Source organism: Haliea sp. E17 (assembly GCF_048323675.1).
Lineage (GTDB): Bacteria > Pseudomonadota > Gammaproteobacteria > Pseudomonadales > Halieaceae > Mangrovimicrobium.
Window position 1 is genome coordinate 1 of the sequence record NZ_JBLWFK010000008.1, and the last position, 25,435, is coordinate 25,435.

Annotated in this window: 19 protein-coding genes; 6 read left to right on the forward strand and 13 right to left on the reverse strand. The window is 65.1% G+C overall.

Features of this window, described 5'->3' with window-relative positions:
* Nucleotides 1-139 precede the first annotated feature (139 nt).
* From ACNKU3_RS18655 to ACNKU3_RS18675, 5 genes are all read right to left on the reverse strand, one after another.
* The gene (locus tag ACNKU3_RS18655; protein ID WP_418261075.1) at nt 140-943 is read right to left on the reverse strand and encodes a sulfite exporter TauE/SafE family protein; all 804 of its coding nucleotides are present in this window, start codon (nt 941-943) and stop codon (nt 140-142) included.
* Nucleotides 944-1,004: 61 nt separating this feature from the next.
* Nucleotides 1,005-1,469 carry a Rid family hydrolase gene (locus tag ACNKU3_RS18660; protein ID WP_418261076.1) on the reverse strand — a complete coding sequence of 155 codons (465 nt, stop codon included), beginning with the start codon at nt 1,467-1,469 and terminating at the stop codon, nt 1,005-1,007.
* Between the two features lie 16 nt (nt 1,470-1,485).
* Complete coding sequence (locus tag ACNKU3_RS18665; protein WP_418261077.1) at nt 1,486-2,145, reverse strand: c-type cytochrome; 660 nt, start codon at nt 2,143-2,145, stop codon at nt 1,486-1,488.
* The gene (locus tag ACNKU3_RS18670) at nt 2,142-3,719 is read right to left on the reverse strand and encodes a flavin monoamine oxidase family protein (protein ID WP_418261078.1); all 1,578 of its coding nucleotides are present in this window, start codon (nt 3,717-3,719) and stop codon (nt 2,142-2,144) included. Before ACNKU3_RS18670 ends, ACNKU3_RS18665 begins: the two co-directional genes overlap by 4 nt.
* A gap of 106 nt (nt 3,720-3,825) precedes the next feature.
* Nucleotides 3,826-6,453, reverse strand: a complete 2,628-nt coding sequence (locus tag ACNKU3_RS18675; protein ID WP_418261079.1) for a TonB-dependent receptor plug domain-containing protein — start codon at nt 6,451-6,453, stop codon at nt 3,826-3,828.
* Between the two features lie 407 nt (nt 6,454-6,860).
* On the opposite strand from ACNKU3_RS18675, the gene ACNKU3_RS18680 reads away from it, so the two are divergent.
* Nucleotides 6,861-8,906, forward strand: a complete 2,046-nt coding sequence (locus tag ACNKU3_RS18680; RefSeq protein ID WP_418261080.1) for a winged helix-turn-helix domain-containing protein — start codon at nt 6,861-6,863, stop codon at nt 8,904-8,906.
* Here ACNKU3_RS18680 and ACNKU3_RS18685 read toward each other — a convergent pair.
* Nucleotides 8,903-10,510: an AMP-binding protein gene (locus ACNKU3_RS18685; protein ID WP_418261081.1), complete on the reverse strand. Its 1,608-nt coding sequence runs from the start codon at nt 10,508-10,510 to the stop codon at nt 8,903-8,905. The two genes, ACNKU3_RS18680 and ACNKU3_RS18685, sit on opposite strands and share 4 nt — an antisense overlap.
* Nucleotides 10,511-10,628: 118 nt before the next feature.
* Here ACNKU3_RS18685 and ACNKU3_RS18690 point away from each other — a divergent pair, with 118 nt between their 5' ends.
* The 5 genes from ACNKU3_RS18690 to ACNKU3_RS18710 all read left to right on the forward strand — a co-directional run bounded on the left by ACNKU3_RS18690 (nt 10,629) and on the right by ACNKU3_RS18710 (nt 15,704).
* The gene (locus ACNKU3_RS18690; RefSeq protein WP_418261082.1) at nt 10,629-11,387 is read left to right on the forward strand and encodes an SDR family NAD(P)-dependent oxidoreductase; all 759 of its coding nucleotides are present in this window, start codon (nt 10,629-10,631) and stop codon (nt 11,385-11,387) included.
* Between the two features lie 46 nt (nt 11,388-11,433).
* On the forward strand, nt 11,434-12,645 hold the full coding sequence (locus ACNKU3_RS18695) for a cytochrome P450 (protein ID WP_418261083.1): 1,212 nt from the start codon (nt 11,434-11,436) through the stop codon (nt 12,643-12,645).
* A 69-nt stretch (nt 12,646-12,714) separates the two neighbouring features.
* The gene (locus ACNKU3_RS18700) at nt 12,715-13,557 is read left to right on the forward strand and encodes an SDR family NAD(P)-dependent oxidoreductase (RefSeq protein WP_418261084.1); all 843 of its coding nucleotides are present in this window, start codon (nt 12,715-12,717) and stop codon (nt 13,555-13,557) included.
* 50 nt (nt 13,558-13,607) lie between these two features.
* The gene (locus tag ACNKU3_RS18705; protein WP_418261085.1) at nt 13,608-14,774 is read left to right on the forward strand and encodes an FAS1-like dehydratase domain-containing protein; all 1,167 of its coding nucleotides are present in this window, start codon (nt 13,608-13,610) and stop codon (nt 14,772-14,774) included.
* 15 nt (nt 14,775-14,789) lie between these two features.
* A complete protein-coding gene (locus ACNKU3_RS18710) occupies nt 14,790-15,704 on the forward strand; it encodes an SDR family NAD(P)-dependent oxidoreductase (protein WP_418261086.1) in 915 nt (304 codons plus the stop codon).
* Between the two features lie 91 nt (nt 15,705-15,795).
* Here ACNKU3_RS18710 and atzF read toward each other — a convergent pair whose 3' ends face one another.
* The 7 genes from atzF to ACNKU3_RS18745 all read right to left on the reverse strand — a co-directional run bounded on the left by atzF (nt 15,796) and on the right by ACNKU3_RS18745 (nt 25,401).
* Nucleotides 15,796-17,592, reverse strand: coding sequence for an allophanate hydrolase (gene atzF / locus ACNKU3_RS18715; protein WP_418261087.1), 1,797 nt, complete (start codon nt 17,590-17,592; stop codon nt 15,796-15,798).
* Nucleotides 17,592-21,212, reverse strand: coding sequence for an urea carboxylase (gene uca, locus ACNKU3_RS18720; RefSeq protein WP_418261088.1), 3,621 nt, complete (start codon nt 21,210-21,212; stop codon nt 17,592-17,594). Before uca ends, atzF begins: the two co-directional genes overlap by 1 nt.
* Nucleotides 21,213-21,298: 86 nt before the next feature.
* Entirely contained in the window at nt 21,299-21,940 is a 642-nt protein-coding gene (locus tag ACNKU3_RS18725; protein ID WP_418261089.1) for an urea amidolyase associated protein UAAP2, read from the reverse strand.
* Nucleotides 21,937-22,680 carry an urea amidolyase associated protein UAAP1 gene (locus ACNKU3_RS18730; RefSeq protein ID WP_418261090.1) on the reverse strand — a complete coding sequence of 248 codons (744 nt, stop codon included), beginning with the start codon at nt 22,678-22,680 and terminating at the stop codon, nt 21,937-21,939. Before ACNKU3_RS18730 ends, ACNKU3_RS18725 begins: the two co-directional genes overlap by 4 nt.
* A complete protein-coding gene (locus tag ACNKU3_RS18735) occupies nt 22,677-23,528 on the reverse strand; it encodes an ABC transporter ATP-binding protein (RefSeq protein WP_418261091.1) in 852 nt (283 codons plus the stop codon). The genes ACNKU3_RS18730 and ACNKU3_RS18735 overlap by 4 nt, the downstream gene beginning before the upstream one ends.
* On the reverse strand, nt 23,525-24,346 hold the full coding sequence (locus ACNKU3_RS18740) for an ABC transporter permease (protein ID WP_418261092.1): 822 nt from the start codon (nt 24,344-24,346) through the stop codon (nt 23,525-23,527). The genes ACNKU3_RS18735 and ACNKU3_RS18740 overlap by 4 nt, the downstream gene beginning before the upstream one ends.
* Nucleotides 24,346-25,401: a putative urea ABC transporter substrate-binding protein gene (locus ACNKU3_RS18745; RefSeq protein ID WP_418261093.1), complete on the reverse strand. Its 1,056-nt coding sequence runs from the start codon at nt 25,399-25,401 to the stop codon at nt 24,346-24,348. The genes ACNKU3_RS18740 and ACNKU3_RS18745 overlap by 1 nt, the downstream gene beginning before the upstream one ends.
* Nucleotides 25,402-25,435: the final 34 nt, after the last annotated feature.

The following is a 25,435-nucleotide window of genomic DNA, read 5'->3' on the forward strand; positions in this document are numbered from 1 at the left end:
ACCAGGGTGGAGGCGCCCGCGGCGTGCGCCAGGCGGCCGCTGCTGGCCGCCAGGCCGGCGGCGCCGGCGACGGCGCCAAGGAACAATCTGCGATTCATCGAAAGTGACATGGAATTCTCCTCTTGTCGTAGTGTCAGTGTCAGGCCTTGGCGTACATGGCCAGCGATACCAGAATCAGGTAGACCCCGAAGGCACGCTTGAGCTGGGTTTCATCGAGACTGTGCGCGAGGCGCGCACCCAGCGGCGCCGTCATTACCGAGAACACGGCAACGGCGAGCAGCGCGGGGATGTTGATATAGCCGATGGAGCCCTGGGGCAGGTTTTCCGCCCCCAGGCCCAGCAGCATGAAGCCGATGGCGCCGGGAATGGCGATCAGCACGCCGACGCCGGAAGCGGTGGCGACTGCCTGGTGCACCGGCCGGTCGCAGAGGACCATGGTCAGCACGGTGATGGTGCCGCCGCCGATACCGAGCAGCGAGGAAAAGCCACCCAGTACGCTGGCGAGGACCGCCCGCTTGGGACCGACCGGCATGCTGAAGCGGCCCTTGAAGCGCGCGAACCACTCCGGGAACAGGAAGAACACGGAGTACAGCAGGACGCCGATGGCGAACACCATGATCAGGCGGTTGCCATCGACGAAGGAGGCCACCAGCAGGCCGCCGCCGACCCCGATCAGCAACCACACCGACCAGTCCTTGAGCAGTTCAAAGTCCACTGCCCCGCGCTTGGCGTGGGCGAACAGCGAGCGTGCCGAGGACACAATGATGGTGGCCAGCGAAGTACCCACGGCCACCAGCATCAGGTTGTCGGTGTTATCGGTCAGGAAGGGAAACACCGCAAGCAGCGCGGGGACGACCACAAAGCCGCCGCCGACGCCGAACAGGCCCGCGGTCAGGCCGGCCACCAGTCCGGCGATGGCCAACAGGGCAATAAAAGTCAGCATATCAGGCTCCATACCTCACTCCTGAAGCAAGATGGTTTACCGCCGGGGGCGGTCATCGGTTTCATTTCGGCATTCTCGCCGCGCGAATTTCGATCTCCACCAGCCAGCCATCGACCACGAGGTCGGCTACCTGGACGAAGGAGCGCACCGGCTTCTGCGGGTTTTCCTCGGTGCCGAAGAACTGCATGTAACCCTTGTTGAAACCGGCGAAATCGAGGCTGCCGTCCGGGCTGGCGGTGGCGAAGACCCGCACCTGGACGATGTCCGACATCGACCAGCCCAGGCCCTCCAGCTTTTCCTTGAAAGCGTTGAAGGTGTCGATGGTCTGGGCTTCCATATCGCCCCAGGTACCGTCCTCGGCGGGCTTGGCGCCGGCGCCGCTGAGGTACAGGGTTTCTGCACCGGCGGGAATGCTGATCGCGGTGTAGAACAGCTTGCCTTCGCTGTGGCGTTCAATTTCCTGGGCTACAGCGGCACCACTTCCCAGCAGCGCGGTTACCAGGCAGGCATTGAGCAGTTTTTTCATGGTTCAGTCCTTGTCTTCAGTCGTTGAGTTGGGCCGTGCTGTTCGCCGGTCCCTTCAGTTGTGCGATATAGGCGACGACATCACGCATCGCCTGTTCGTCCGGCAACGCGCTTACCGCGGCGCGCATGGTGGCGCCCTCGCTGTCGTCCGGGTGTTGCCCGCGGTAGCCGCGGGAGAAGTTTTTCAGCTGGGTCAGCAGGTACCAGTCGCTCTGGCCGGCCAGGGCCGGGGCGCCGAGCATGCGGTTGCCTTCGCCGGCGGCGCCGTGACAGGCGGCGCAGCTGGCATACAGGCCAGAGCCGGCTTTTACATTGCCGGCGACGGAGGCAGGCGCCTCGGTCGCGGGCCAGCCGGCAATCCAATCCAGCAACTGCTGGATACTGCTGTCGCTCAGCTTCACCGCCATCGCCCGCATCTCCACCCCGGTCTCGTCACCTGCGTGCACGCCGCGCTGGCCGGCGCGAAACTTTTCCAGCTGGCGCTGCAGGTACCAGGGTTCCATGCCGGCGAGTTTCGGCGCCTGGACGCCGAAGCTGCCAATCCCCTGCGCCCCGTGACAGGTTTCGCAGTAGAAGTCGTTGTAGGCCTCGCGTTCGGCGCCACTGGCGGTAATCGCACTCAAGCCCAGGGCGAGGGCCAGCAGCGGACGCACAGCACGGCGTATCAGGCGCTTCATGCGGCTTCCTCCTGCAGGCGGTTGGCAAAGTCATCCAGCGCGCGGTGAGTGGCGAGAATCGCGCTCTCCTGCCAGGCCACGTGGCGCGCCACCTGGTCGCCGATGAGGTAGTGGCGGCCATTGGCGGGACGGATCAGGGTCTCCATCAGCTGGCTTTCTTCGCTGGTCATTTCGCGGTAGCTGTCGGTCCAGCGCGCGGCGCAGCCGAGCATGTGGTTCATCCGGTGCCAGGCGATGGTGACGCCCTTTTCTACCTGCTGGCGGTAGTTCGGGTGCACTTTTTCACCCTGGGCGAGCATGGCCTCGACCCGCTGGGCCTGGTCCATGTGGGTGAAGTCGATGCCGTGGGCGAAATCGTAGGCGCCCAGGATCACGCCCTTTTCCTTGTGGATGCCGTGGGCGGGGTACCAGATCTGGCGGATGGGTGCGTTGACCCAGGTAATGCCGCCGTAGATATCCTCTTTTTCCCAGAAGCGGGATTTCGCCTGGAAGGCGCCCTTGAAGGCCTCGCCGCGCCGGATGTGGCGCAGGGCGCGGGTGTATTCCGCCGGGAAGTTGTTCGCCAGCCCGGTGACCAGGTGGCTGGGTATGCAGTTGAAGACGTAGTCGGCGGACAGCTGTTGCGGCTTGCCACCCAGGGTGTAGGCGATGTCGACGCCTTCGTCCCGGAGCTGGATCGACTGCACCTGGGCGTTGTACAGCACCCGCTTGCCCACCTTGTTGAGGAAGCCGTGGATAATGCGGTCCATACCGCCCACCGGCTGCATCAGCATGGGTCCGGTCTCGCCCTCGTTGGCTTCCAGCGCGGAACCCGCGAAGCGGGCCTGCAGCAGGTCGCGCAGGGCGATGGCCTCGCGCTGCTCACCGTGCTTGAGGAAGCCGCCGCTGGCATAGCCGGCGCGCAGGCTGCCGCGGTACAGCAGGTCCTCGTTGAGGTCGCCGAAGTTGCGGATGACCGCGCGCAGGGTTTCCAGTTCCTCGGCGGAAAAGCCGGCGTCCAGTTCCGCCGGGTTCAGCGACTTGGCGAACAGCTCTGCCATGAAGCCGCGCAGGTTGGTGGTGTATTCGCCATTGCGCACCGGGCGGCCGCCGAGCATGGCGTCGTCCTGCACCCAGGCCATCTTGTTCTCGTTGATGAACATTTCCAGCTCGACACCGAGTTCCGCACAGTAGTTAAGGACGGTGCGGTGGGTGCTGGGGATACGCGCCGCACCGGCGTTGAAGTACATGTGCGGTGCGTCGTCGAACTCGCAGTACTGGCGGTTGCCGATCTCGTCGATCAGGTCGCCATGGCGGATGGTGAACACCCGGCCGCCGGCCCGGTGTGAAGCTTCGAGTACGGTGACCTCGTGGCCGGCGCGCTGCAATTCGTAGGCCGCGGTCAGTCCGGAGATGCCGCCACCCAGGATGGCGATGCGGCGCTTGTGCTTGCCCAGTCGCGCGGTATCGATAGTGCTGGCCTGCGCGGAGGCGGGCAGCATGCCCAGCGCGCCGCCGGCGGCGAGCAGGGCCCCGGTGCCCAGGGTCGCTCCGAGCGCCTGCAACAGGTCTCTTCGGGAAACGGAACGGTTCATTGAATCCTCGCGTGTAGCTTGTCTTGCGTGTTTTTTTGTGTTTTTAGGAACCCCATTCCGGGCGCTCACCATGGAGGAATGCGCGCCCGGAACGGGGGTTGAGCACTTAGAAGTCCATGTTCAGGCGAGCGTAGTAGTAGCTGCCCTGCCAGCTGACGGTGGCGTTGGACTGGTACAGCGCGCCACAGCACATATCGCCGATTTCATCCTTGTCGGGATACTCGTCGAACACGTTGCGGCCACCGATGGCCAGGGAGAACATATCGTTGAAACGATAGGCACCTTCCAGGTCGAACAGCACCAGCGGGTCATATTTCTGGGTTACCTGGGATTCGCCATTGCCGTTGGCGTTCTCGTAGGAACCGTAGAGGTTGGCCCGCGCCATCAGCGAGAACTGGCCGACTTCGTGACGGGCGGTCAGGACACCGCGCCAGCTCGGGTCGATGTTCTCGAAATCGAACTGGTCTTCGTCGTTGAGGTACTCGCTCGGGTCGCTGTCGAACTCGGAGGTGTTGAGGTTCACCGAACCGGTCAGTGTGGTCATGCCGGCGTTACCCCAGTCCAGCGGGTAGGTGGCAACGATATCCACACCTTCGGTCACGGTGTCGAAGGCATTGGCGAAGTAGAAAACACCGCCAATGGTCTCGGCGCCAGCTACCCCCGCGCCGACCAGCGCCAGGTAGTTGTCGTAGGCCGCTCCGCTGTTCGGGTCGGTGGAAACATCCTTGGTGGACACCGCGTAGGTGCGGTCCTGGACGTAGATGCGGTAGTAATCCATCGTCAGGTCCAGTTCACCAATGGAGTAGGTCAGGCCAAAGGTGTAGTTGGTGGAGGTTTCCGGTTTCAGCGGCTCGGCGCCCAGGGCGCCGGCTACAGTACCGCCAGCGGGGAACAGGCCGGTGGCGACCGGGAAGCCGTTGGGCAGGCGGGTGGACACGTTGGTGGTGCCCTGCTGGCCCGGGGTCGGCGCACGGAAGCCGGTGCCTATGGAGGCACGCAGGTTGAGGTTGTCGGTCACGCGGTACATACCGGCGATTTTGCCCACGACCTCGGAGTCGAAGTCGGAGTAGTCCTCGTAGCGCACCGCGCCCTGCAGGAACAGTCTGTCGGTCACGTCGGCGCTGACATCCACGTAGGCGGCATAGGAGTCGCGGTCGTAGACGCCGGAGAACTCGGGCGAGTAGCCGGGGAAGCCGTTGGAGCCCACACCCACCACCTGGAAGACCGGGTCGCTGGGGTTGGCGCAGTCGAGGCTGGAGCCACCGGCGATGGCGCTGAGGCCGGCGCTGCTGGCGGTGCCGTCGGAATTACACAGGCCCCAGGGGTCCTGCACGGCGTAGGGGCCGGCAATATAGGATTCCTCATTGCCGCCTTTCAGCTCGTAGGACTCATCCATATAGCTCAGGCCGAAGGCCACCAGCACCGGACCTACCGCGTCGGTGTCGATCTCGTAGGAGAAGTCAGCCTGGATCTGGGTTTCCTCGTTGGTCAGGTCGCCTGGACGGAATGAGGTCGGGGAATCCGGCCCCATGGAGGGGTTGATGGTGTTGTTGAGGGTGTACTCGATGGTGCTGTTGCCATAGCGGGCGCTGAAGTCGTAAGTGAGGCCGTTGCTCCACTCACCGCGCCAGCCACCCAGGGCGGAGTAGTCGAAGACCTCGCCGACGAAGCGCGGGGTGAAGCCACCGGGGAATTTCTCCAGCGGGCTATAGATGGAGCCATCCGCTTCGCGCAGGTCCATGATGGTGCCGTTCTGGGGATAGCGGTAATAGAAGCTGCCGTCTGCCTCGCTCTGGGAGTAGTTACCAAAGGCGTAGAGCTCGGAAGTATCGCTGAGATCGAAGCCGGCGTTGAAGAAAAGCCGGGTGGCCTCGGAATTCGGCTGGCCCCAGGGCTGTACATTGTTACCCTGGCCGATATTGGCCTTCTTCACGCCCTCCATAAAGGCCGGGTCATTGGTGTAGGCGGTGTACCAGGCGGTGGGATCGTAGACCGGGTTATTCGGGTTGAGGCAGAACCAGGATTGACAGTACTGCTCGCTGCGGTCGGTGGCGTCCGCTTCGGTCCACTCGGCGGACAGGCTGAGGAAGCCGGTCTCGCCCAGCGGCAGGCCGATGTTGCCCTGCACGGTGGTCTGGGAGCCGTCGCCCTCGGAGAACTCGCCGGTCTCGATATTCAGGCTGGCGCCCTCGGCATCGTCCTTGAGGATGAAGTTGATCACCCCGGCGATGGCGTCGGAACCGTACTGGGCGGCAGCGCCGTCACGCAGCACCTCGACACTCTTCAGTGCGGAGGTGGGGATGGTGGCAATATCCGGCCCCTGGGTGCCCGATCCGCCAATGCTCACCAGTGCCGCGCGGTGGCGGCGCTTGGAGTTGACCAGGACCAGGGTCTTGTCGGTGGGCATGCCGCGCAGCTGGGCGGGGCGCACGAAGGTGCCGCCGTCGCTGATCGGTTGTCGCGAGACGTTATAGGAAGGCACCAGTGTCTTCAGAACGTCGTTGGTGTCGGTGTAGGCGACCTCGCGAATGGTGTCGCTGGTGAACACGTCCACCGGTACCGGTGAATCGGCGATGGTGCGCGGCTTGCCCCGCGCACCGGTGATGATGACTTCTTCCAGCGCCGTCGCCTCCTCACCCTGGGCAAAGCCCTGGATGGGAAGAGCGAGGGCGGAACCTACCGCAGCCGCGAGCAGGCTGAGTTTGAACCCGTTGCTTGCTGAACAATTTTTCACAGTGGCTTCCCCCTGTTGTGAGACAAAATGCTGATGCTGATGCGGGAGCCCCAAAATTGGGCCAGGGTCTCCCCGTACCGCTCTGGCGGATGTGCAGCTGTCCGTACAGGCCCGACTGCGACAGGCGGCGGTCTTCAGGTTCAGTTTTAGGGGTTAAGGGACGTGAAAGTCCTCCTGAGGGCGTGTTTTCTTGATTCTTTTTCCTCCCGCAAACCTCCCGGACCTACTTTTGGCACCACTTTTGCACACAACTTATGTTACATATCCCTTACAATCGCTACATTCCCACCCCATTGCGGGGTCTTGGGTACACACCAGGGATGCCAAGCACTACGACACGCGTCTTAATAGTGCGCAGCAAGAGAGTGTGCACCCGGTTGGTGCGAAAGAGGTGGAAGTAAAAGACAATGAGCAGTTTTTACCTGGGTCCCTACGAGGTTTGCCCGGAGCAGTGCCTGCTGAACAGCGACGGCCTGCAAACCAAGCTGACCCCGCGCAACATGGATGTGCTCGCCTACCTGGCCGAGCACGCCAACCGCGTGGTCACCAGCGATGAGTTACTGGAGAAATTCTGGAGCCCCGTGGCCTCGGACCACGCGGTGCACAAGGCCATTTCCGAGCTGCGCGGCGCGCTCGGCGACAGCGTGCGCAACCAGCACTTCATCAAGACCCTGCCGCGGCGCGGCTACATGCTGCTGGTGGCACCCTCCGCGACCCAGCGCAAACCCGGCAAACTGGACGCTTTTCGCGAGCTGGTGTGGGGCCTGTTCGCCGGCATCAACTACCGCCACCTGGCCACCGGACTCGGGGCTGTCGCCCTGCTGGGTGTAATGCTGGTACTGGCAACCGTGCGCCAGCCAACGGTTGCAACGGGCTTCTCCGGCCGGGTGACCGTGGGTCTCGAACCCTTTACCTACCGGGGCGACCAGACTGAATCGTCGGAATTTCTCCGCGAGGGACTGCAAACCAGCCTGCTCAACCAGTTATCCCGGCTGAAGGAAGTGCGGGTCGTGTCCCTGGATGCGACCAGCACGGATGGCGGCAACCCGGAACAGGTCGACCATATTCTGCAGGGCACCTTCTTCGAGGCGGATGGCGAGCAGCGGGTCATGGTCCACCTGATTCGCAGCAGCGATGGGGTCCACGAGTACTCCGAGCGTTTTGACCTCGACGAGAGCGGGCTGTTCAGCGTGCAGGATTTCATTGTCTCCAACATCGTCACCGCCCTCAGCATCCACCTGGATGACCAGCAGCGGGGGATGATGTACGACTGGGGCACCACCGACGCGATCGCCTACGAGCGCTTCAAGCGCGGCGACTTCTATTACAACCAGTTCAACCCGGCGGACTTCGAGCGCGCTATCAAGCTGTACCAGGAAGCCACCCGCCTCGACCCGAATTTCGTCAATGCGTATGTCGGTCTCGCCAATGCCGCGAATAACCTGTCGGTATTCTCAGGGGTAAGCCGGCAGCGCGAACTGCTGGACCTGGTGTCCGGGGTACACCGGGAAGTGGCCTCGCGCGCCCTCGGCGAGGCCGCACTGGAATCCATCCGGGCCGTGGAAATGCGCATGGCCGGCAACGAATACCGCCGCCAGGAGCAACAGCTTCGAGAGCAGATACTCTCCGGCAATCCCCCGAGCTACGCCCTCTCCCACTACGCGTTACTGCTGATCGGCGCGCGACTCTACGACGAGGCCAGCCGCTTCCTCGACCTGGCCGAAGACCAGCGGCCCTTCGAACTGACACCTGACGAGTCCTGGGATTACCGGGTAACCATTGCGAAGCCGGCCGAAGCCATCCGCCGGCGCAAGGACCAGCTGATGCTGCGGCCCAAGCACATCGGCGCCCTCGGCCCGCTGGCCCGCGCCCTCTACCAGGAGGGCCGCGAGGCCGAGGCCCAGTGGTACCTGGACCGGCAACGGGATGAGGATATCGATGGCATCACCTCGGACTACACCCGCCTGGTGATCGCAGTACTCTCCGGTAAGCTGCAGCCGGGAAGCGCGGAACTGGACGCCCTGTACGCCCGCGGTGAGGATTTCAACTACAACAATGGCGCGCTGGCCTTCATGCTCGGGGACCTGGACCGGGGTATCAATTTCTGGTCCCAGCTCAACCCGCTACAGATGCGCCGGCTGCTCAACGTCAACCATGACAGCGAGCGCTATTTCCCCGCCAGCGTGCTGGAAAACCCGCGTTACGCCGAACTGCTGGAATCCCTGGACGTGGGCAAGTCCTGGCAGCGCACCCTGATGGAAGGCGTGATCGCCATGCGCGAGGTGACCGGCGTCGACCTCAGCGTCGCCGCGCGCAAGGCCTACACCAACGAAACCCTGGTACTCAACAACACCCTGTGGGCGGCGCAGCCCGGCCACTCCATCGCCGTCGGCGAAGGCCTCAGCGCGCGCTACCGCCGCGGCCCGGCCCGGGAATACACCGCGGCCCGCTAACCGGCGGACAGCTCGGCCTGCAGCTTGTGCTTCAGTACCTTGCCCGCGTCGTTCTTGGGCAGGCTGTCGCGCAGGGCCACCTGCTCCGGAATCTTGAACTTGGCAACCCCGGCGTCGATCAGGAAAGCCGCCAGCGCCGCGACATCCGGCTGCGCAGCGCCGCGCGGTACGATCACCGCGCAGGCCCGCTCGCCGGTTTTCGGGTCCGGCAGCCCGACAATGGCCACCTCGGCAATGGCGGGATGGCCGACCAGCAGGTCCTCCACCTCTTTCGGTGCGATGTTCTCGCCATTGCGGATGATGATGTCCTTGATCCGCCCGGCGATCACCAGGTAGTCCTCGTCCACCCAGCGACCGATGTCCCCGGTGCGGTAGAAACCCCGCGCATCGAAGACCTTCGCCTCGTCGCCGGCATGCACATAGCCCACCAGCATCTGCGGCCCGCGGGCCAGCACTTCGCCGGCCTCTGACAACTCGACCTCGGCAATTCCGGGGCGGCCGTCGGTCTCGGCGGCGTGGTCGATGTCGGCGGCATCGGTGACACCCACGGTGGTAACCGGCACTTCCGTGGAGCCATAGACCCGGGTGACCACCGCCTTCTCGAAATAGTCCGCGGCCTCGCGAATCAGCGAGGGCGGCACCGAGGCGCCGCCGCAGATAAACACCTTGAGGTCCGGCAGGCGGGTGCCCGCTTCCCGCGCGGCGGCGAGCAGCGCCACCAGGAAGGGGGTGGCGCCGGCAAAGTGGGTGCAGCGTTCCTGCACCAGGTGCTGCACGCCCTCCACCGGGTCCCAGCGCTCCATCAGTACCGCGGTGGCGCCCAGCAGCAGCGGGATTTCAAACGCGTAGATGGAGCCGCCGATGTGGCTGATCGGCGAAGCCACCAGGAAGGCGTCGCCCGGCGCTACCAGCCAGTGCTCGCCGAGCTGGCGGATCAGGGCGTGGATCGAGTTGTGGCTGTGCATCACCCCCTTGGGACTGCCGGTGGTGCCGGAGGTATACATGATCATGCGCACCGCGTCCGGCTCGGGGGGCTGCAGTGCGCAGGCGATATCGCTATCCAGCAGGGCGGCATAGGACTCGTGGGGGCCCGCGTTGCCGCGCAGGGCCACCACGTCCGGCGGCTCGGGCAACTCGCCCACCACCGTGTGCAGCATGTCCACGTAACTGTAGCCGCGGAATTCGGCGGGGATGAAGATCATCCGGCAACCGACGTCCTGCAGCATGAAGCGCAGGTCGTGCTCGCGCAGGGAGGGCAGCACCGGGTGGGCGATCATCCCGGCGAGGGTGGCGGCCATATAGATGACGGCCGCCTCGCTCCAGTTGGGCAGCATGAAGGACACCACACTGCCGGTCGGGTGGCGGCTGGCCATCACCCGGGCCAGCACGTCAGCCTGGCGATACAGTTCGCCGGCGGTAAGGCGGGTCTCGCCCTCCACCACCAGCACCCGCGCGGGGTTGTCGCGGGCTTCCCGCACCAGTACCTCGGCAAGCGTTTCGCGTACCCACAGGCCCCTGTCGTAGGCGGCCTGTGCACGGGCTTCGTCCCAGCGCACGGAACGTCCGGCGATCTCGCGGCGCGCCGGGTTTACTGCTGTCTGCATAGCGGAGTCTTCATCGTAGCCAATAGTCAACACAGGTGATTATAATGTGCTTCATTTTAATGGGCCGGCGCGCTAAAGTACACGCGGCTCGCAAGTATACAAATAGAAAGGCTAATCCATGGAAGTTGCAATCATCACCGGTGCCGGCAGTGGCATCGGCCTCGCTACCGCCAAAGAAATGCACAGCCGCGGCATGGCCGTGGTCGGTGTCGGTCGCGACCAGGGCAAGCTGGACAAGCTGGCTGAGGAAATCGGCGAGACCGACCGCCTGCTGACCCTGTCCGTCGACATCACCGCCGACGACGCCCCGCAGACCATCGTCAACGCCACCCTCGAGCGCTTCGGCGAGATCACCTACCTGGTCAACAACGCCGGTATCGGCAGCCCCAAGCCGCTGCACGAGACCGACGACGCCACCCTCGACCACTTTCTCGGCATCATGCTGCGCGCGCCCTTCCGGCTGGCCCGGGACGTCATCGTCCACATGAAACCGGGCTCGGCGATCATCAACGTCACCTCCACCTTCGCGGTGGTCGGCGGCCGCCGCGGCGGCGCGTACTCGGCAGCCAAGGGCGGCCTGACCTCGCTGACCCAGCACATGGCCTGCGAGTACGGCGCCCAGGGCATCCGTTCCAACTGTGTCGCCCCGGGCGTGACCATGACCGACATGGTGCGCGAGCGCCTCAACGACCCTGCCTTCCGCCGCATGCAGGTGGACATGACGCCCTACCCGCGGCTCGGCGAGGCGGAAGACATCGCCAGCACTATCGCCTTCCTCTGCTCCAAGGGCGGCGAGTTCATCAACGGCCAGACCATCGTGGTCGATGGCGGCTGGTCATCCACCAAATACGTCGCCCCCGAGGCGCTGGAAGGCTAGCCGGTATCGCCCTCCCCGATGCATCCACAGATGCAGGAGCATGGCCATGCAGAGCATTGACGAACTGGACCTCGCGGAACTGCCGGTACTGGAACCGGACTTCCCCCTGGACCCCCTGCCGGCCTTCAGGTCGGCGCGGGAGCAACACCCGTGGCTGGCGAAGAGCGCGGTCGGCTACCTGGTGCATGAATACGAGGCCATCAAGGATCTCTACTTCATGGACGACAAGCTGCACTTCGCCACCGAGAACATCGTCGAGTTCATGGGCGCCCGCGGCACTCCATGGGGAAATTTCACCGAGGGCCTGATGATCGTCAAGCAGGGCGCGGAACACGCCCGGGTGCGCAGCAACGTCGCGCCGGTTTTCACCCCGCGCAACGTCAACCGCTTCCGCGGCCTGATGCGGGAAACCGTATCCCGCCTGCTCGACGAATGGGCGCCGAAGGGCGAGTTCGATTTCGCCGAGTTCGCCGCCAATTTCCCGGTGCGGGTGATGTGCAGCATCATCGGCGCGTCCCCGGACGTAGTGCCCACCCTGCGCGAGTCGCTGGAAACCCAGGGCATGAGCTTCAGCATGGACCCCACGATGATGCCCGCCGCCAACAAGGCCATAACTGCCCTGATGGACTTCGCGGCGCAACTGATCGCCGAGCGCCAGCAGAATGGCAACCCCGGCGAGCCGGACCTGCTGGACGAATTGCTGGCGGCCAACGAAGGCGGCAACCTGAGCGACTACGAGATGCAGAACCTGCTGGTGTTCGTGTTCGCCGCGGGCTACGACACCTCGAAGAACATGCTCACCTTCACCATGTACGAAATGCTGGAACGACCGGAGGCCTGGCAGCGCTGCGCCGAGGATCTGGCCTACTGCACGAAGGTGATGGAGGAGACCCTGCGCTACCACAGCGTGTCCAACGTGCCGCGCACCGTGGTGGAAGAGTTCAGCTACCGGGATGTGGTTTTCCCGGTGGGCACCAACCTGCAGTTCATCCTCACCCTCGCCGGCCGCGACCCAGGGGCCTTCGATCACCCCGATGATTTCGAGCCGGAGCGCCCGCAGCGCAACCGGCACCTCGCCTTCGGCCGCGGGGAACATATCTGCCTCGGCCAGTTCCTGGCGCGGGCGCAGATCGAGGAGGGACTGCACCTGATGGCCCAGCGCCTGCGCAACCCGCAACTGAACGGCGCCGTCAGCTGGCGGCCCTTTGTCGGCGTGTGGGGCCTGCGCTCCCTGCCCATCCGCTTCGAGCCGGCCTGAGGCCAGCGAGCGAAAACATGAATTTCAGCGGCGACCAGTACAGGCGCCGCACACAGTCTGGAGAAGCACATGCTTGAAAACAGCCTGAAAATGGACGGCCGCGTGGTCGTTGTCGCCGGCGCCACCGGCGGCGGGCTCGGCACCACGGTGTCCAGGCTGGCCGCCGAACAGGGCGCCACCGTGATTGCCGCCGGCCGTTCGCAGGAGAAGATCGACGCGGATCTCGCGCCGCTGGTTGCCGAGGGCCTGGCGATAATCCCCGTGGTGGCCGATGTGGAGACCGCCGAGGGTATCGAGCGCATCATGGCGGCCGCCCGCGCCGCGGACGGGGAACTCTACGGCCTGGTCTGCATGGTCGGCGGCGGCCCGCCGCACACCTGGGCGCCGGCGACCAGAATGCCGCGCAGCGCCTGGAGCGAGATGTTCTCCAGGAACCTGGAGTCCATGTTCTTCATGGCCCAGGCCTTCGCCGCGGAACTGCAGGCCCAGGGCCGGCGGGGCTCCATCGTCGCCGTGTCCTCGATCAGCGGCCTCGGGGCCGGCCCCTACCACATCGCCTACGCCACCGCGAAAGCGGCAATTCCGCCGGTGGTGCGCACCATGGCGCTGGAACTGGCGAAGGACGATATCCGGGTCAATGCCGTGGCCCCGGCGGCGATGATCGGCCCCAAGTCCCTGCTGCCGCCCAACCCGGAACTGGAGGGACGCGCCATTCCCATGGGCCGCCAGGGCCAGCATGCCGAGGTGGCCAACAGCATCATGTTCCTGCTCACCGACATGGGCAGCTACGTTACCGGCCAGACCCTCACCGTGGACGGGGGCATCACCCTCAAGCACGCGCACATCGATGAGGACAACACACCGGTGATGATCACCAACGAGGCCTTCCTCAGGGCCATGAAAGGCGAATAGCGCAATACACCGGCGCCGCCGACGAATTTAATGACCGCAAGGAGAAAACCATGACCGACAAGACACTGGATTGTTCCGATCTGGATAAATACATGGGCAAGCCGATTGATCCGGCGCGCATGAAGGAGCCGCTGCACAACAACGACTTCCGCCGCTGGGTGCAGGCCATGCACTACCCCAACCTGCTGCACTACGACACAGACTTTGCTGCCGAAGGCCGCTACGGCAAGCTGGTCGCCCCGCAATCCTTTGCGGTTTCCTGCGACGACGGCCACGGTGCCGGCCCCGCCTGTGTCGGCTTCATCAAGGATTCGCACCTGCTGTTCGGCGGCGACGAGTGGTGGTTCTACGGGCCGAAAATCTATGCCGGCGACGAGATCACCAACGAAAAAATTCCCTTTGATTACGTGGTCAAGGAAACCGGTTTTGCCGGGCCGACCTGCTTCCAGCGCGGCGACAATTTCTACCGCAACCAGAACGGCGAACTGATCGCCAAGCAGCGTTCGACCGCCATTCGCTACCGCCAGGACCTGGCGGCGGAAAAAGCTGACAACAGCGACCAGTATGACGACCCGGAGTGGACCGACGCGCAAATCGAAGAGCTGGAAACGAAAAAATACGATTACATCAAGATGATGCACGAGCTCGGCCACGGCAAGCGCTACTGGGACGATGTCAGCGTCGGCGACAAACTGGTCACCCGCATTTTTGGCCCGCACACCATCGCCAGCTTCACCACCGAGTGGCGCGCTTACCTGTTCACCATCTGGGGCGGCACCCACCGTCCAGGCATCGACCTGGAGGCGATGGGCTACACCAAGGACATGGTCGGCCACGAGAACGACCCGGTGATGGAACGCGACAACCCCGAGTGGACCGACGGCGCCTATTTCGGCCCCTCCCGCGGCCACCTGTTCCCGCGCTGGGCGCGCTATATCGGCATGCCGCGCGCCTACGGCTACGGCGCCTCCATGGGCGCGTGGATCCTCGACTACCTGAACGGCTGGGCCGGTGAATGGGGCCAGGTCGTCCACTGCAACTCCTCCTACCGCGGCCCTGCGCTGACCGGCGACATCACCATCATGGATGCGGAAGTCGTCGACAAGATGGTCGACGAGGAGGGCCGCAACGTGGTGCAGGTGAAGGTCGCGATGACCACCCAGACCGGCACCGTCATGGCGACCGCGAAAGCGGAAATCGAGCTGCCCACAAAATAAGACGGAGACCGGCACATGTCTGAGGAACTGAATTTCGAGGGCCGCGTCGCGGTCATTACCGGCGCCGGCCGCGGCCTGGGCCGGGCCCACGCCCTGCTGCTCGCCGCCAACGGCGCCAAAGTCGTGGTCAACGATGTCGGCAGCAGCCTGCAGGGGGACGGCCCGGACGCCGGCCCCGCCCAGGAGGTTGTCGACGAGATCCGCGCCGCCGGCGGCGAGGCCGTGGCCAACACCGATTCGGTGTCCACCGCCGAGGGCGGCGAGGCGATCATCCAGGCCGCCTACGACGCCTTCGGCCGGCTGGACATCCTGATCCACAACGCCGGCAACGTACGCCGCGGCTCGCTCAAGGACATGAGCCACGAGGACTTCCACGCGGTCGTCGACGTGCACCTCATGGGTGCCTGGAACGTGGTGCGCCCCGCCTTCCCGCGCATGTGCGAGGCGGGCTACGGCCGCATCGTGCTGACCTCGTCCATCGGCGGCCTCTACGGCAACCGGGGCGTGGTCAACTATGCCGTCTCCAAGGCCGGCATGATCGGCCTGGCCAGCACCGCCGCGATCGAAGGCGAAGCCGAGGGTGTGAAGTGCAACCTCATCATTCCCGCGGCTGTCACCCGCATGGCCGAAGGCCTCGACATCTCCGCCTATCCGCCCATGGACCCGGAACTGGTCGCCCCCACTGTGGGCTGGCTGGCCCACGAGTCCTGCTCGGTGAACGGCGAGATGCTGGTGTCCATCGCCGGGCGCGTTGCCCGGGCCTATGTCGCGGAAACTCCCGGCGTGTACCAGCCGGCCTGGACCATGCGCGAAGTGGGCGAGCGGATGGAGGAGATCCGCGACACCTCCGAGCCCCTGATCTTCCCGGTGGTTACCGGGCATGCGGATCACATACGCTACAGCTTCGGGCGGGCGAACGCAGGGAAGTAGGGGCTACCCCCGAGCGGGGTCAGCAAAAAAGGGGCAGAGTCTTGACTCTCTACCGAACGGGGTCAGAGTCGCGACTCTGACCCCTTTTTCCCTACCGCGAAGCCAGCCAGTTTTTCCAGCCGCCAAACGCCGTAATCTCGGTGGCTCCTTCGATACCATAAGGTTCACAGATAAACCCGCTCGCTTCGGAGCCATCGGCAAGGCGCGTCCTGCCGATTCCCAGCGGCGCCGGAATACCCGCCACGAAGCTGCCAAACTCCGCCGCCGGCACCGACCAGACCTCCACCGCGATCGCCGCTCCGGCGCTCTCGTCCAGCACCAGCCCCGGGCGCAGCGGCGGCCCGCCGGCCAGCGCGTAGAGGCGGTAGACCGGCGCGGTCTGCGTCGCCTCTTTAAACGTCGCGCCGCGTTCGCGCAGCTGCCAGTTCAGGGGCTGTCCGTGGAGGTGGGCGCCGCAGACCACCACGTCGATCCGCGACCCGTCGGTCGCCACCGGCGTTGCCGGGCTGTGGTGGACAGACTGGCCGCGCCCGGCGGGCAGCGGAATGCTCTGCTGGATGCGATTGGCGATGGACAGCAGCGCGCGGTCGGAGAAGGCCTTGCCGACCAGGCTGATACCAAAGGGCATGCCGGCAGCGGTAAAGGCCGAGGGCACCGCGACCGCAGTCATGTCCAGCAGGTTCATGAAGTTGGTGTAGTAACCGAGCTGGCTGTTGTAGAACACCGGCTCCGCGTGCAGTTCCTCGACGGTGAACAGGCGCCCGGCGGTAGGTGTCAGCAGGCAGTCGAGGCCCTCCATCTGCGCCATGCACTGCCCGCGCAGTTCCTCGAGCCGGTACTGGGCGCGGAACAGGGCGGTCGCCTTCGGCGCCTCGCCCTGGGCGATGATCTGGCGCACCACCGGATTGACTACTTCCGGGCTCTCCTGCATCAGTGATTCGATCGCGAGATAGCGCTCGCTGACCCAGGGCCCCTCGTAGAGCAGCAGTGCCGCCTCGTCGAAGGGCGCGTAGTCGATCTCGACCAGCTCAAAGCCATCGGCGGAGAGGCGCTCCAGGGTCTGCTGCCAGGCCTGCTGGTAGGCCCCGTCACCGAAAAACCTGAGCTGGTGTTCGGGCACCACGCCGACCCGCAGCGGCCCGCTGCGCAGGCCGTAGTGGCGGGCGCGGTTGGCAAAGGTATTGGGGCGGCTGTAGCCGTCCGCCGCATCCTCGCCCTCGGCCACCGCGAGCACCGCGTTGGCGTCGTCGGCATTGAGGGTAAAGATGCTGATGCAGTCGAGGCTGCGGCAGGCGGGCAGCATGCCGCTGGCTGAAAGCAGGCCTTTGGTGGGTTTCAACCCCACCAGGTTGTTGAAGCAGGCCGGCACCCGGCCGGAGCCCGCGGTGTCGGTGCCCAGGCTGAAAGTGGCCAGGCCCAGCGCCACCGCCAGCGCGGAACCGGAACTGGAGCCGCCGCTGATGTAGTCGGGATCGAAGGCATTGCGGCCGGGACCGTGGGGTGAGCGGGTACCGTTGAGGCCGGTGGCGAACTGGTCGAGGTTGGTCTTGCCCAGCGGGATGGCGCCGGCGGCGATCAGCTGTTCCACCACCGCTGCGGAGCGCTCGGGAATGAAACTGAACTCGGGGCAGCCCGCGGTGGTGGGTATGCCGGCCAGGTCGATATTGTCCTTGATGGCGAAGGGCACACCCCACAGGGGCAGGTCGTCCATTGGCGTGCTTTCCAGCGCCTGCAGGTAGGGCTCGAACTCCGCCTCGCTCAACAGGTAGATCCAGGCATTGTGCCGGGCTGTCGCCGCGGCCTGTGCCAGCACCTGCTGCAACAGCGCCCGCGGGGTCAGTGTGCCCTCGCGATAGGCCCGCTGCAGCGCTTCGATATTCATGTCCATCAACTCAAATCTCCGTTGTCATTGGTTTCCAGCGCCAGCAGCGCCTGGCCCGCGCGAATGCGGCCGCCCTCCTCCAGCAGCACCTTGCTCACGGTGCCCGCGGTCGGCGCCAGCAGCGGAATCTCCATCTTCATGGACTCCAGTACCATCAGGACTTCGCCCTCGCGCACCTGCTGGCCCGCGCTCACCTGCACCTGCCAGACACTGCCCGACACCGGCGAATCCAGCACCGTGGTGCCCTCCTCCCATTCGTGTTCCTGTACCGCACCGGCGCTCTCCTCCACCGCGAAATTGAACTGGCCAGTGGCGTGCCAGTCCTTCAGTTCCTGCTCGAATGCGGCGATACGCTGCTGGCGGAAGCGCGCGATGTCGGCGGCTTCGCTGTCGAGCAGGGCGTTGTAGTCGCCGAGGCTGAACCAGGTCTCCTCGATGCGCAACGGGTAGTTACCCAGCGGGAAGTCCCGGCGAATCTGCTGCAACTCTTCAGCGCTCACCTCGTAGAAGCGGATCTGGTCGAAGAAGCGCAGCAGCCAGGGCTGGCTGAATTCCGCGGTCTGCCGGTAGCGGTTCCACATCTGCAGGGTGCGGCCGACGAACTGGTAACCCCCGGGCCCCTCCATACCGTAGACACAGAGATACGAGCCGCCGATGCCCACGGAGTTTTCCGCGGTCCAGGTGCGCGCCGGGTTGTACTTGGTGGTCACCAGGCGGTGGGCGGGGTTGACCGGGGTCGCCACCGGCGCGCCGAGGTAGACATCGCCCAGCCCCATCACCAGGTAGGAGGCGTCGAAGACGATCCGTTTGACCGCGTCGATGGACTCCAGCCCGTTGATACGGCGGATGAACTCCAGGTTACTGGGACACCAGGGCGCGTTGGCGCGCACCGTGCGGTCGTATTTCTCGATGGCCAGGCGGCAGGCCTCGTCGTCCCAGGACAGCGGGATGTGCACGATGCGCGAGGGCACCCGCATCTCGTCGAGCTGTTGCGACAGCGCGGTTTCCGCCTTTTCCAGGTGCACCAGCAGCGCCTGATGATCGAGCTGCAGGCCGTCGTAGTGAATCTGCAGCGAGCGGATGCCCGGGGTCAGTTCGCGCACCCCCGGCAGCGGGTTCTGCTGCAGCCACTGCATCAGCGCGTGGGCGCGAAAGCGCAGGCGGATATCCAGCGCCTTTTCCCCGTACTCGACCAGCAGGAAGTGATCGCCGGCGGCGCGGCAGACGATCTCTTCGCCAAAGACTTCCGCCGGAAACGTCTTCAGCACCGGGCTGTGCGGCGCCACCGGCGCCCAGTCCACCGCCACCGGCGCCAGCGCTTCCACCTGCGCCTGCTGCGCCCGCTCCAGCGCGCGCGCAGCCGCCAGCGAAACCGGAACGAAACGCAGCCGGTCACCGGCCTTCAGTTGCCCGAGCTTCCACAGGTCCGCCTGGATCACCGTGGCCGGGCAGACGAAACCGCCCAGCGAGGGGCCGTCGGGACCGAGGATCACCGGCATGTCGCCGGTGAAATCCACCGTGCCGAAGGCGTAGGCGTTGTCGTGGATGTTGGAGGGGTGCAGGCCCGCTTCGCCGCCGTCCGCGCGCGCCCATTGCGGTTTCGGCCCGACCAGGCGCACACCGGTGCGGCTGGAGTTGTAGTGCACCTCCCAGCTGTGGGCGAAAAAGGTCTCGATGTCAGCGTCGGTGAAGAAGTCCGGCGCGCCGTGGGGGCCATAGATCACCCGCAGCTGCCATTCACCGTCGATCTCCGGGCACAGCACAGCGGGTACGCGGGCACCCGCCACGGCCTCGCCCTGTGCTGCTGCGGCCAGGCGCAGGACGTCACCGGTGCGCAGGGCGCGGCCGTTGTGGCCACCGAACTGCCCCAGGGTAAAGGTAGAGCGCGAACCGAGGTATTCGGGGCAGTCGATGCCTCCCTCCACGCAGAGATAGGAGCGCGCACCGCCGCCGCGGATGCGGCCGCAGTCCAGTACCTGGCCGGCCTTGACCGGCAGCACTTCCCACAGGGCCACCGGCGCCTTATCCAGTGTCGGCGCACAATCCGCGCCGGTGATCACAACCCGGGTATCGCGGCTGAACTGCAGGGACGGGCCCTGCAGGGTGATCTCCAGGCCCGGCGCGTCCGCGGCGTTGCCGAGCAGGCGATTGCCCAGGCGGAAGGAATAGCTGTCGAAGGGCCCCGAGGGCGGCACCCCCACATGCCAGTAGCCGCTGCGGCCCGGGTAGTCCTGCACGGTGGTCTGGGTGCCCGGTTGCAGGACATCGATCCGCGCCGGGCGCCAGGCGAAGTCATTGAGGTAGCGGGTGGTCACCTGGCCGGCGAGCAGGGTCGGGTCCTGCAGCAGGTCGCGCAGGTACAGGAGGTTGGTTTCGGTACCGTAGAGCCGGGTCTGCGCCAGGGTCTCGCGCAGTTTCTGCAGGGCGCTGCTGCGCTCCGGCGCGTGCACGATCACCTTGGCCAGCATGGGATCGAAATAGGGCGACACCTCGGTGCCGGTCTCGATCCAGTGATCGATGCGGATACCCGCGCCTTCGGGAAAAGCCACGTCGCTCAGCAGGCCCGCGCAGGGCTGGAAGTCGCGGTAGGGGTCTTCCGCGTAGATGCGCACCTGGATCGCGTGACCCGCGGGCTTGAGCGCCTGCCGGCGCGCTTCGAGATCGGGCACCTCGCCCGCCGCCAGGCGCAGCATCCAGGCTACCAGGTCGATACCGTAGACCTCCTCGGTGACGCCGTGCTCCACCTGCAGGCGGGTGTTCACCTCGAGGAAATAGAACTGGTCGGTGTCGGCGTCGTAGATGAACTCCACCGTACCCGCGTTGCGGTAGGCGATACTCGACACCAGCTTTTCCGCGGTGGCATGGAGTTCGCGGCGCACGGCGTCGGCCAGTCCCGGTGCGGGACACTCCTCCACCACTTTCTGGTTGCGCCGCTGGGAGGAGCAGTCGCGCTCGCCGATGGCCAGCGCGTTGCCCGCGCCGTCGCCGAAGACCTGCACCTCGATATGGCGGGCGCGGGCGATGAATTTTTCCACGAACACGCCGTCGTCGGAGAAGTTGTTGGCGCCCAGGCGCTTGACCGAGGCGAAGGCGGCGACCAGCTCCGCCTCCTCCCGGCACACCTGCATGCCGATACCGCCGCCACCGGCGGTGGTCTTGAGCATCACCGGGTAGCCGGCAGCCAGGGCCGCCTGCCTCGCCGCGTCGAGGTCGGCCAGCAGGTCGCTGCCCTCCAGCAGCGGTACGCCGGCCTGTTTCGCCACGTCACGGGCCCGGTGTTTCAGGCCGAAGATTTCGATCTGCTCCGCGGTGGGGCCGACGAAGGCGATACCCTCCGCCTCGCAGCGGCGCACAAAAGCCGCGTTCTCGCTGAGGAAGCCGTAGCCCGGGTGGATGGCCCCGGCACCGGACTGGCGCACGATGGCGAATAGTTTGTCGACGTTCAGGTAGGTGTCGGCGGCGGTGCCCTCGCCCAGTGGCCAGGCTTCGTCGGCCAGGCGCACGTGCAGGCTCTGGGCATCGGATTCCGCGTACACCGCCACCGAGGCGATACCCAGCTGTTTCAAGGTGCGGATGATACGTACCGCGATGGCACCGCGATTGGCGATCAGGACCTTGTCGAACATGTCATTTCCAGTCCGGGCCGTCCCGGGAAAATTACGACAGTGGCCGTCCACTGAAGTGCTGTGATGGGTCGTTCAGCCGCTGCCTGTCACTGGTTCCAGACCAGGACTTCAATCGGCGTCGGGTTGTAGCCGTTACAGGGGTTGTTCAGTTGCGGGCAGTTGGAGATCAGCACCAGCACGTCCATGCATGCGCGCATCTCCACGTACTTGCCCGGCGCCGAGATACCATCGGCGAAGGTCAGTCCGCCCTCCTCGGTAATCGGCACGTTCATGAAGAAGTTGATGTTGTGGCCGATATCGCGCTTGTCCAGGCCGTACTCCGGATGCTCCGCCAGCGCCAGCATCCAGCTGTCGCGGCAGGCGTGCATGCAGCGTTTTTCCAGCGAGTAACGCACCGTGTTGCTCTCTGTCGCACAGGCGCCGCCGAGGGTGTCATGGCGGCCGCAGGTGTCGGCGATGATCTCCAGCATCGGCTGGTTGAGGTTGGAGCGCAGCACGCTGCCGCTGGTCAGGTAGACATTGCCCTGCTCGCGCACGGTGTCCATCGCCGAGTAGCGCTCCGCCGGCGTATCGGCACTGTAGAACAGGGTATCCGCGGCCTGGTTACCCTCGAGGTCCAGTATCCGCAGCACCTGGCCCCGGTTCACCCGGCCGAGCCAGTAGTCGCCCGCAGCCACTACCTGGCGGAAGCTGGCCTGCGCCGCATCGTATCGGGATTCAGTAATCATGGGAGGTTTCCACCTGCTGTCGCCTGGGCGCCGAGGTAGTAGAGCGCGTTATTCTGGAAGCCGCGCTGGTTTTCCTCGCACCAGTTGCGGCAGTAGTCGTCCTCGCTGACCGGCGCCGCCAGCCCCAGTTCCAGCCGCACCGGCAGCGCGGGATAAGACGCCGCGCGGCTCAGGGGATGGGGACAGGTATGCAGCACCACCAGGGTATCCATCTCGAAGCGCAGCACCACCTGAGCGCCGGCGGCAGTGGCCGACGTATCGAGGGAAATATTGCCCTGGGCATCGGTAACGACCTTGCTGAACCAGTTGATATTGGCGGCCAGGTCCTGCGCGTTCAGGCCGTACTTTTCCAGCTCCACCAGGAAGGCGTCGTTGCCGTTCTGCTGCCAGTCATTGCGGTCGTTCTGGTAATCCCTGCCGCCCCACGCCGCCGCGATATGGGCGGCATGGCTGTTGCCGCAAACGGTTTCATGCCAGCCGCAATCGTCGGCGATGATCGAGGCGAACACCCGTCCCATGTCCGAGTACAGGCAGTTGCCGCGGGTCAGCTTGAAGGTGTGCTGGCATTTCAGGGTATCCGGCGCGTTGTAGCGCTCCAGCAGGTTTTCCGGGTTGTAGAACAGCATGCCCACGTTGGCGCCGCCGAGCAGGTCGGTCAGGCGCAACTGGGTGCCCCGGCGCATGCGGAAAGACCAGTGCCCGCCGCCGGGTATATCGGTGCTGTAGGTGTAATCAGTCATTGCGCGTTACCTCCGGCAGGTTCTGACTGTGAGGGTTCCGCCCCCTCCGGATTCTCAGGCAGGTTGTCGAGGCCGTCCTGGCGGCGGGCGTCCTCGATCATGCCGCTGCGGATTTCCCGGTAGAGTTCGCGGTCGGTCCTGCCCACCGGCAGGTCGTAGGTAATGGTCGCGCCGTAGGCTCCCGGCGCCTGCGGGTCCTGGCGCAGCTTGTCGAACACCCAGAGGCGGGTGCCGAGGTAGAAGCCCTCCTTCAGGTCGTGGGTCACCATGAACACGGTCAGGTTGTTCTCGCGCCACAGTTGCAGCACCAGTTCGTGCATGTCGGCGCGGATACCCGGGTCGAGTGCCCCGAAGGGTTCGTCCAGCAGCAGGATGCGCGGCCGGTTGATCAGGGCCTGGGCAATGGCGAGGCGCTGCTTCATGCCCCCGGAGAGCATGTGCGGGTAACGGTCGCAGGCGTGCTGCAGGCCGACTCGCTCCAGCAGTTCCAGCGCTTTTGCCTTCGCCTCCCTTTTCGCCGCGCCAAACAGTCGGCCGGTGATGCCGGGGCGGCGGAAGGCACAGGCGGCTATCACGTTATCCAGGACTGTCATGTGCGGAAACACGGAGTACTGCTGGAACACGATGCCGCGGTCCGGCCCCGGCTCATCGGGGATCGGCTTCCCGTCAAGCAGCAGTTCGCCCTGGGTGGGCACCTCCGTGCCCAGCAGCATTTTCAGGAAGGTGCTCTTGCCGCAGCCGGAGGCACCGACCATGGTGACGAACTCGCCTTCCTTCACCGTGTTGTTCAGGCCTTCCAGCACCTGCACGTCGTCATAGCTCTTCCAGATATTGCGCAACTCGATCATGCCGCACCCCCTTGCTCGTACCAGGGGAAGAGCTTGCGGTTGGCGTGGCGCAGCAGGAAGTCGAAGAGGAAGGCCAGCAGGGTAATCCAGACCACGTAGGGCAGGATGATGTCCATGGACATGTAGCGGCGGACCAGGAAGATGCGGTAGCCGAGGCCATCGGTGGAGGCGATTGCTTCCGCCGAGATCAGAAACAGCCAGGCGGTGCCCAGGGACAGGCGCACCGACTCGGTCAGCCGCGGCATCAGCTGGGGCAGGATCACCCGGGTGATGATCTGCGCGCTGTTGGCGCCGAGGGTCTGCGCCTTGACCAGCTGCTCCGCGGGAATCTCACGGGTGCGCTGCAACATGTCCCGGGCGATGAAGGGCGCGATACCGATGGCGATCAGTGCCACCTTGGAGACTTCGCCGAGGCCGAAGACGATAAACAGGATCGGCAGCAGCGCCAGCGGTGGTACCAGGGAAATCACCGTCAGCAGGGGCGAGATAGTCGCCCCCACCATCGGGATCGCCCCGGTAAACACACCCAGCGTCAGCCCGACCAGCGCGGCGATCGCCACACCCAGGCCCAGGCGCCGCAGGCTGCTGCCGGTATCCTGCCAGAAATCGATCTTGCCGGTGCGCTTGCTCGGTTCCACCGCGATGCGCTGCATCGCTTCACCCATCTGGGAAAAGGAAGGCAACAGCTTGTCCTTCTCGTTTTCCGCCAGGCGGGCCTGTGAACCGGTGATATACACCAGCAGGATCAACAGGAACGGCGCCATGCCGAGAAACAGCGCGCCGGCCCTACCGGGCCTGAGATTGACCAGGCGTTGCATTACTCGGTGCCGCCGTCGAGTTCACCGTCCGCCGCCATCTGCATGTAGGACGGGTCGAAGCGCAGGGCCACGTTGCCGGTGTCGCCGTAGATGCCCGCGGGCATCTCGATACCGACAAACTCGGCACTGGGAACACCGACGCCGAGCAGGCCGTGGTCGAAGGAGAACTCCGCCACCTTCTTCATGGTGTCGACCAGCTCGCCGCTGTTCACCAGTTCCAGTGCCGCTTCAGGGGTATAGAACATTTCGGTGCTGGCCAGTTGCGCGTCGTATCCGGCGAGGTCGGTGCCGGATGCAGTAGCCATCATGGTCTTGGCATCGGTCGCGGCGACATCCGTTCCGGACATGGTGCCCATGATCTCGTACCAGGCGCCGACCAGCGCCTTGCCCAGGTCGGGATTGGCCTGCAGGGTTTCGGTGTTGATCACCAGCAGGTCGAGGATTTCACCGGGAATTTGCGAGGAATCGAAAACCTTGTGGCTGTCGGGCATGGCCTCGACTTCGCCCAGCAGCGGGTTCCAGGTCACCACCGCGGTCACGTCCGGGGTGCCGTAGGCGGCGACGATATCCGCATCCGAAGTATTCACCACCGTGACATCGGCTTCCTTCAGGCCGACCGTCTCGAGGCCGCGGGCGAGGAGGTAGTGGGAGACGCTCAGCTCGACCAGGTTGACGTTCTGGCCCTTGATCTGCGCCAGCTCGTCCTTGCCCTTGAGCACCACACCGTCGTTGCCGTTGGAGTAGTCGCCGACGATCAGCGCGGTGCTGTCGACACCGCCCACCGCGGGGATGGTCAGTGCGTCCATATTGGTCATGGTGCAGGCGTCGAATTCGCCCATGGTGTACTGGTTGACCGACTCGATGTAGTCGTTGATCTGCACGACTTCGATATCGATGCCGTATTTATCGCCCCATTTCTTGACGATGCCTTGTTCTGCACCGTAGGCCCAGGGCATCCAGCCGACGTAGATGGACCAGCAGATTTTAAAGCTGTCCCTGGCACTCGCGGCAGATGACAGAGTCAGGACAAACAGCAGAAGGGTGAGACGCTTCATTGCGGACCTCCGGGGTTCCGTTGGTTTCCAGTAT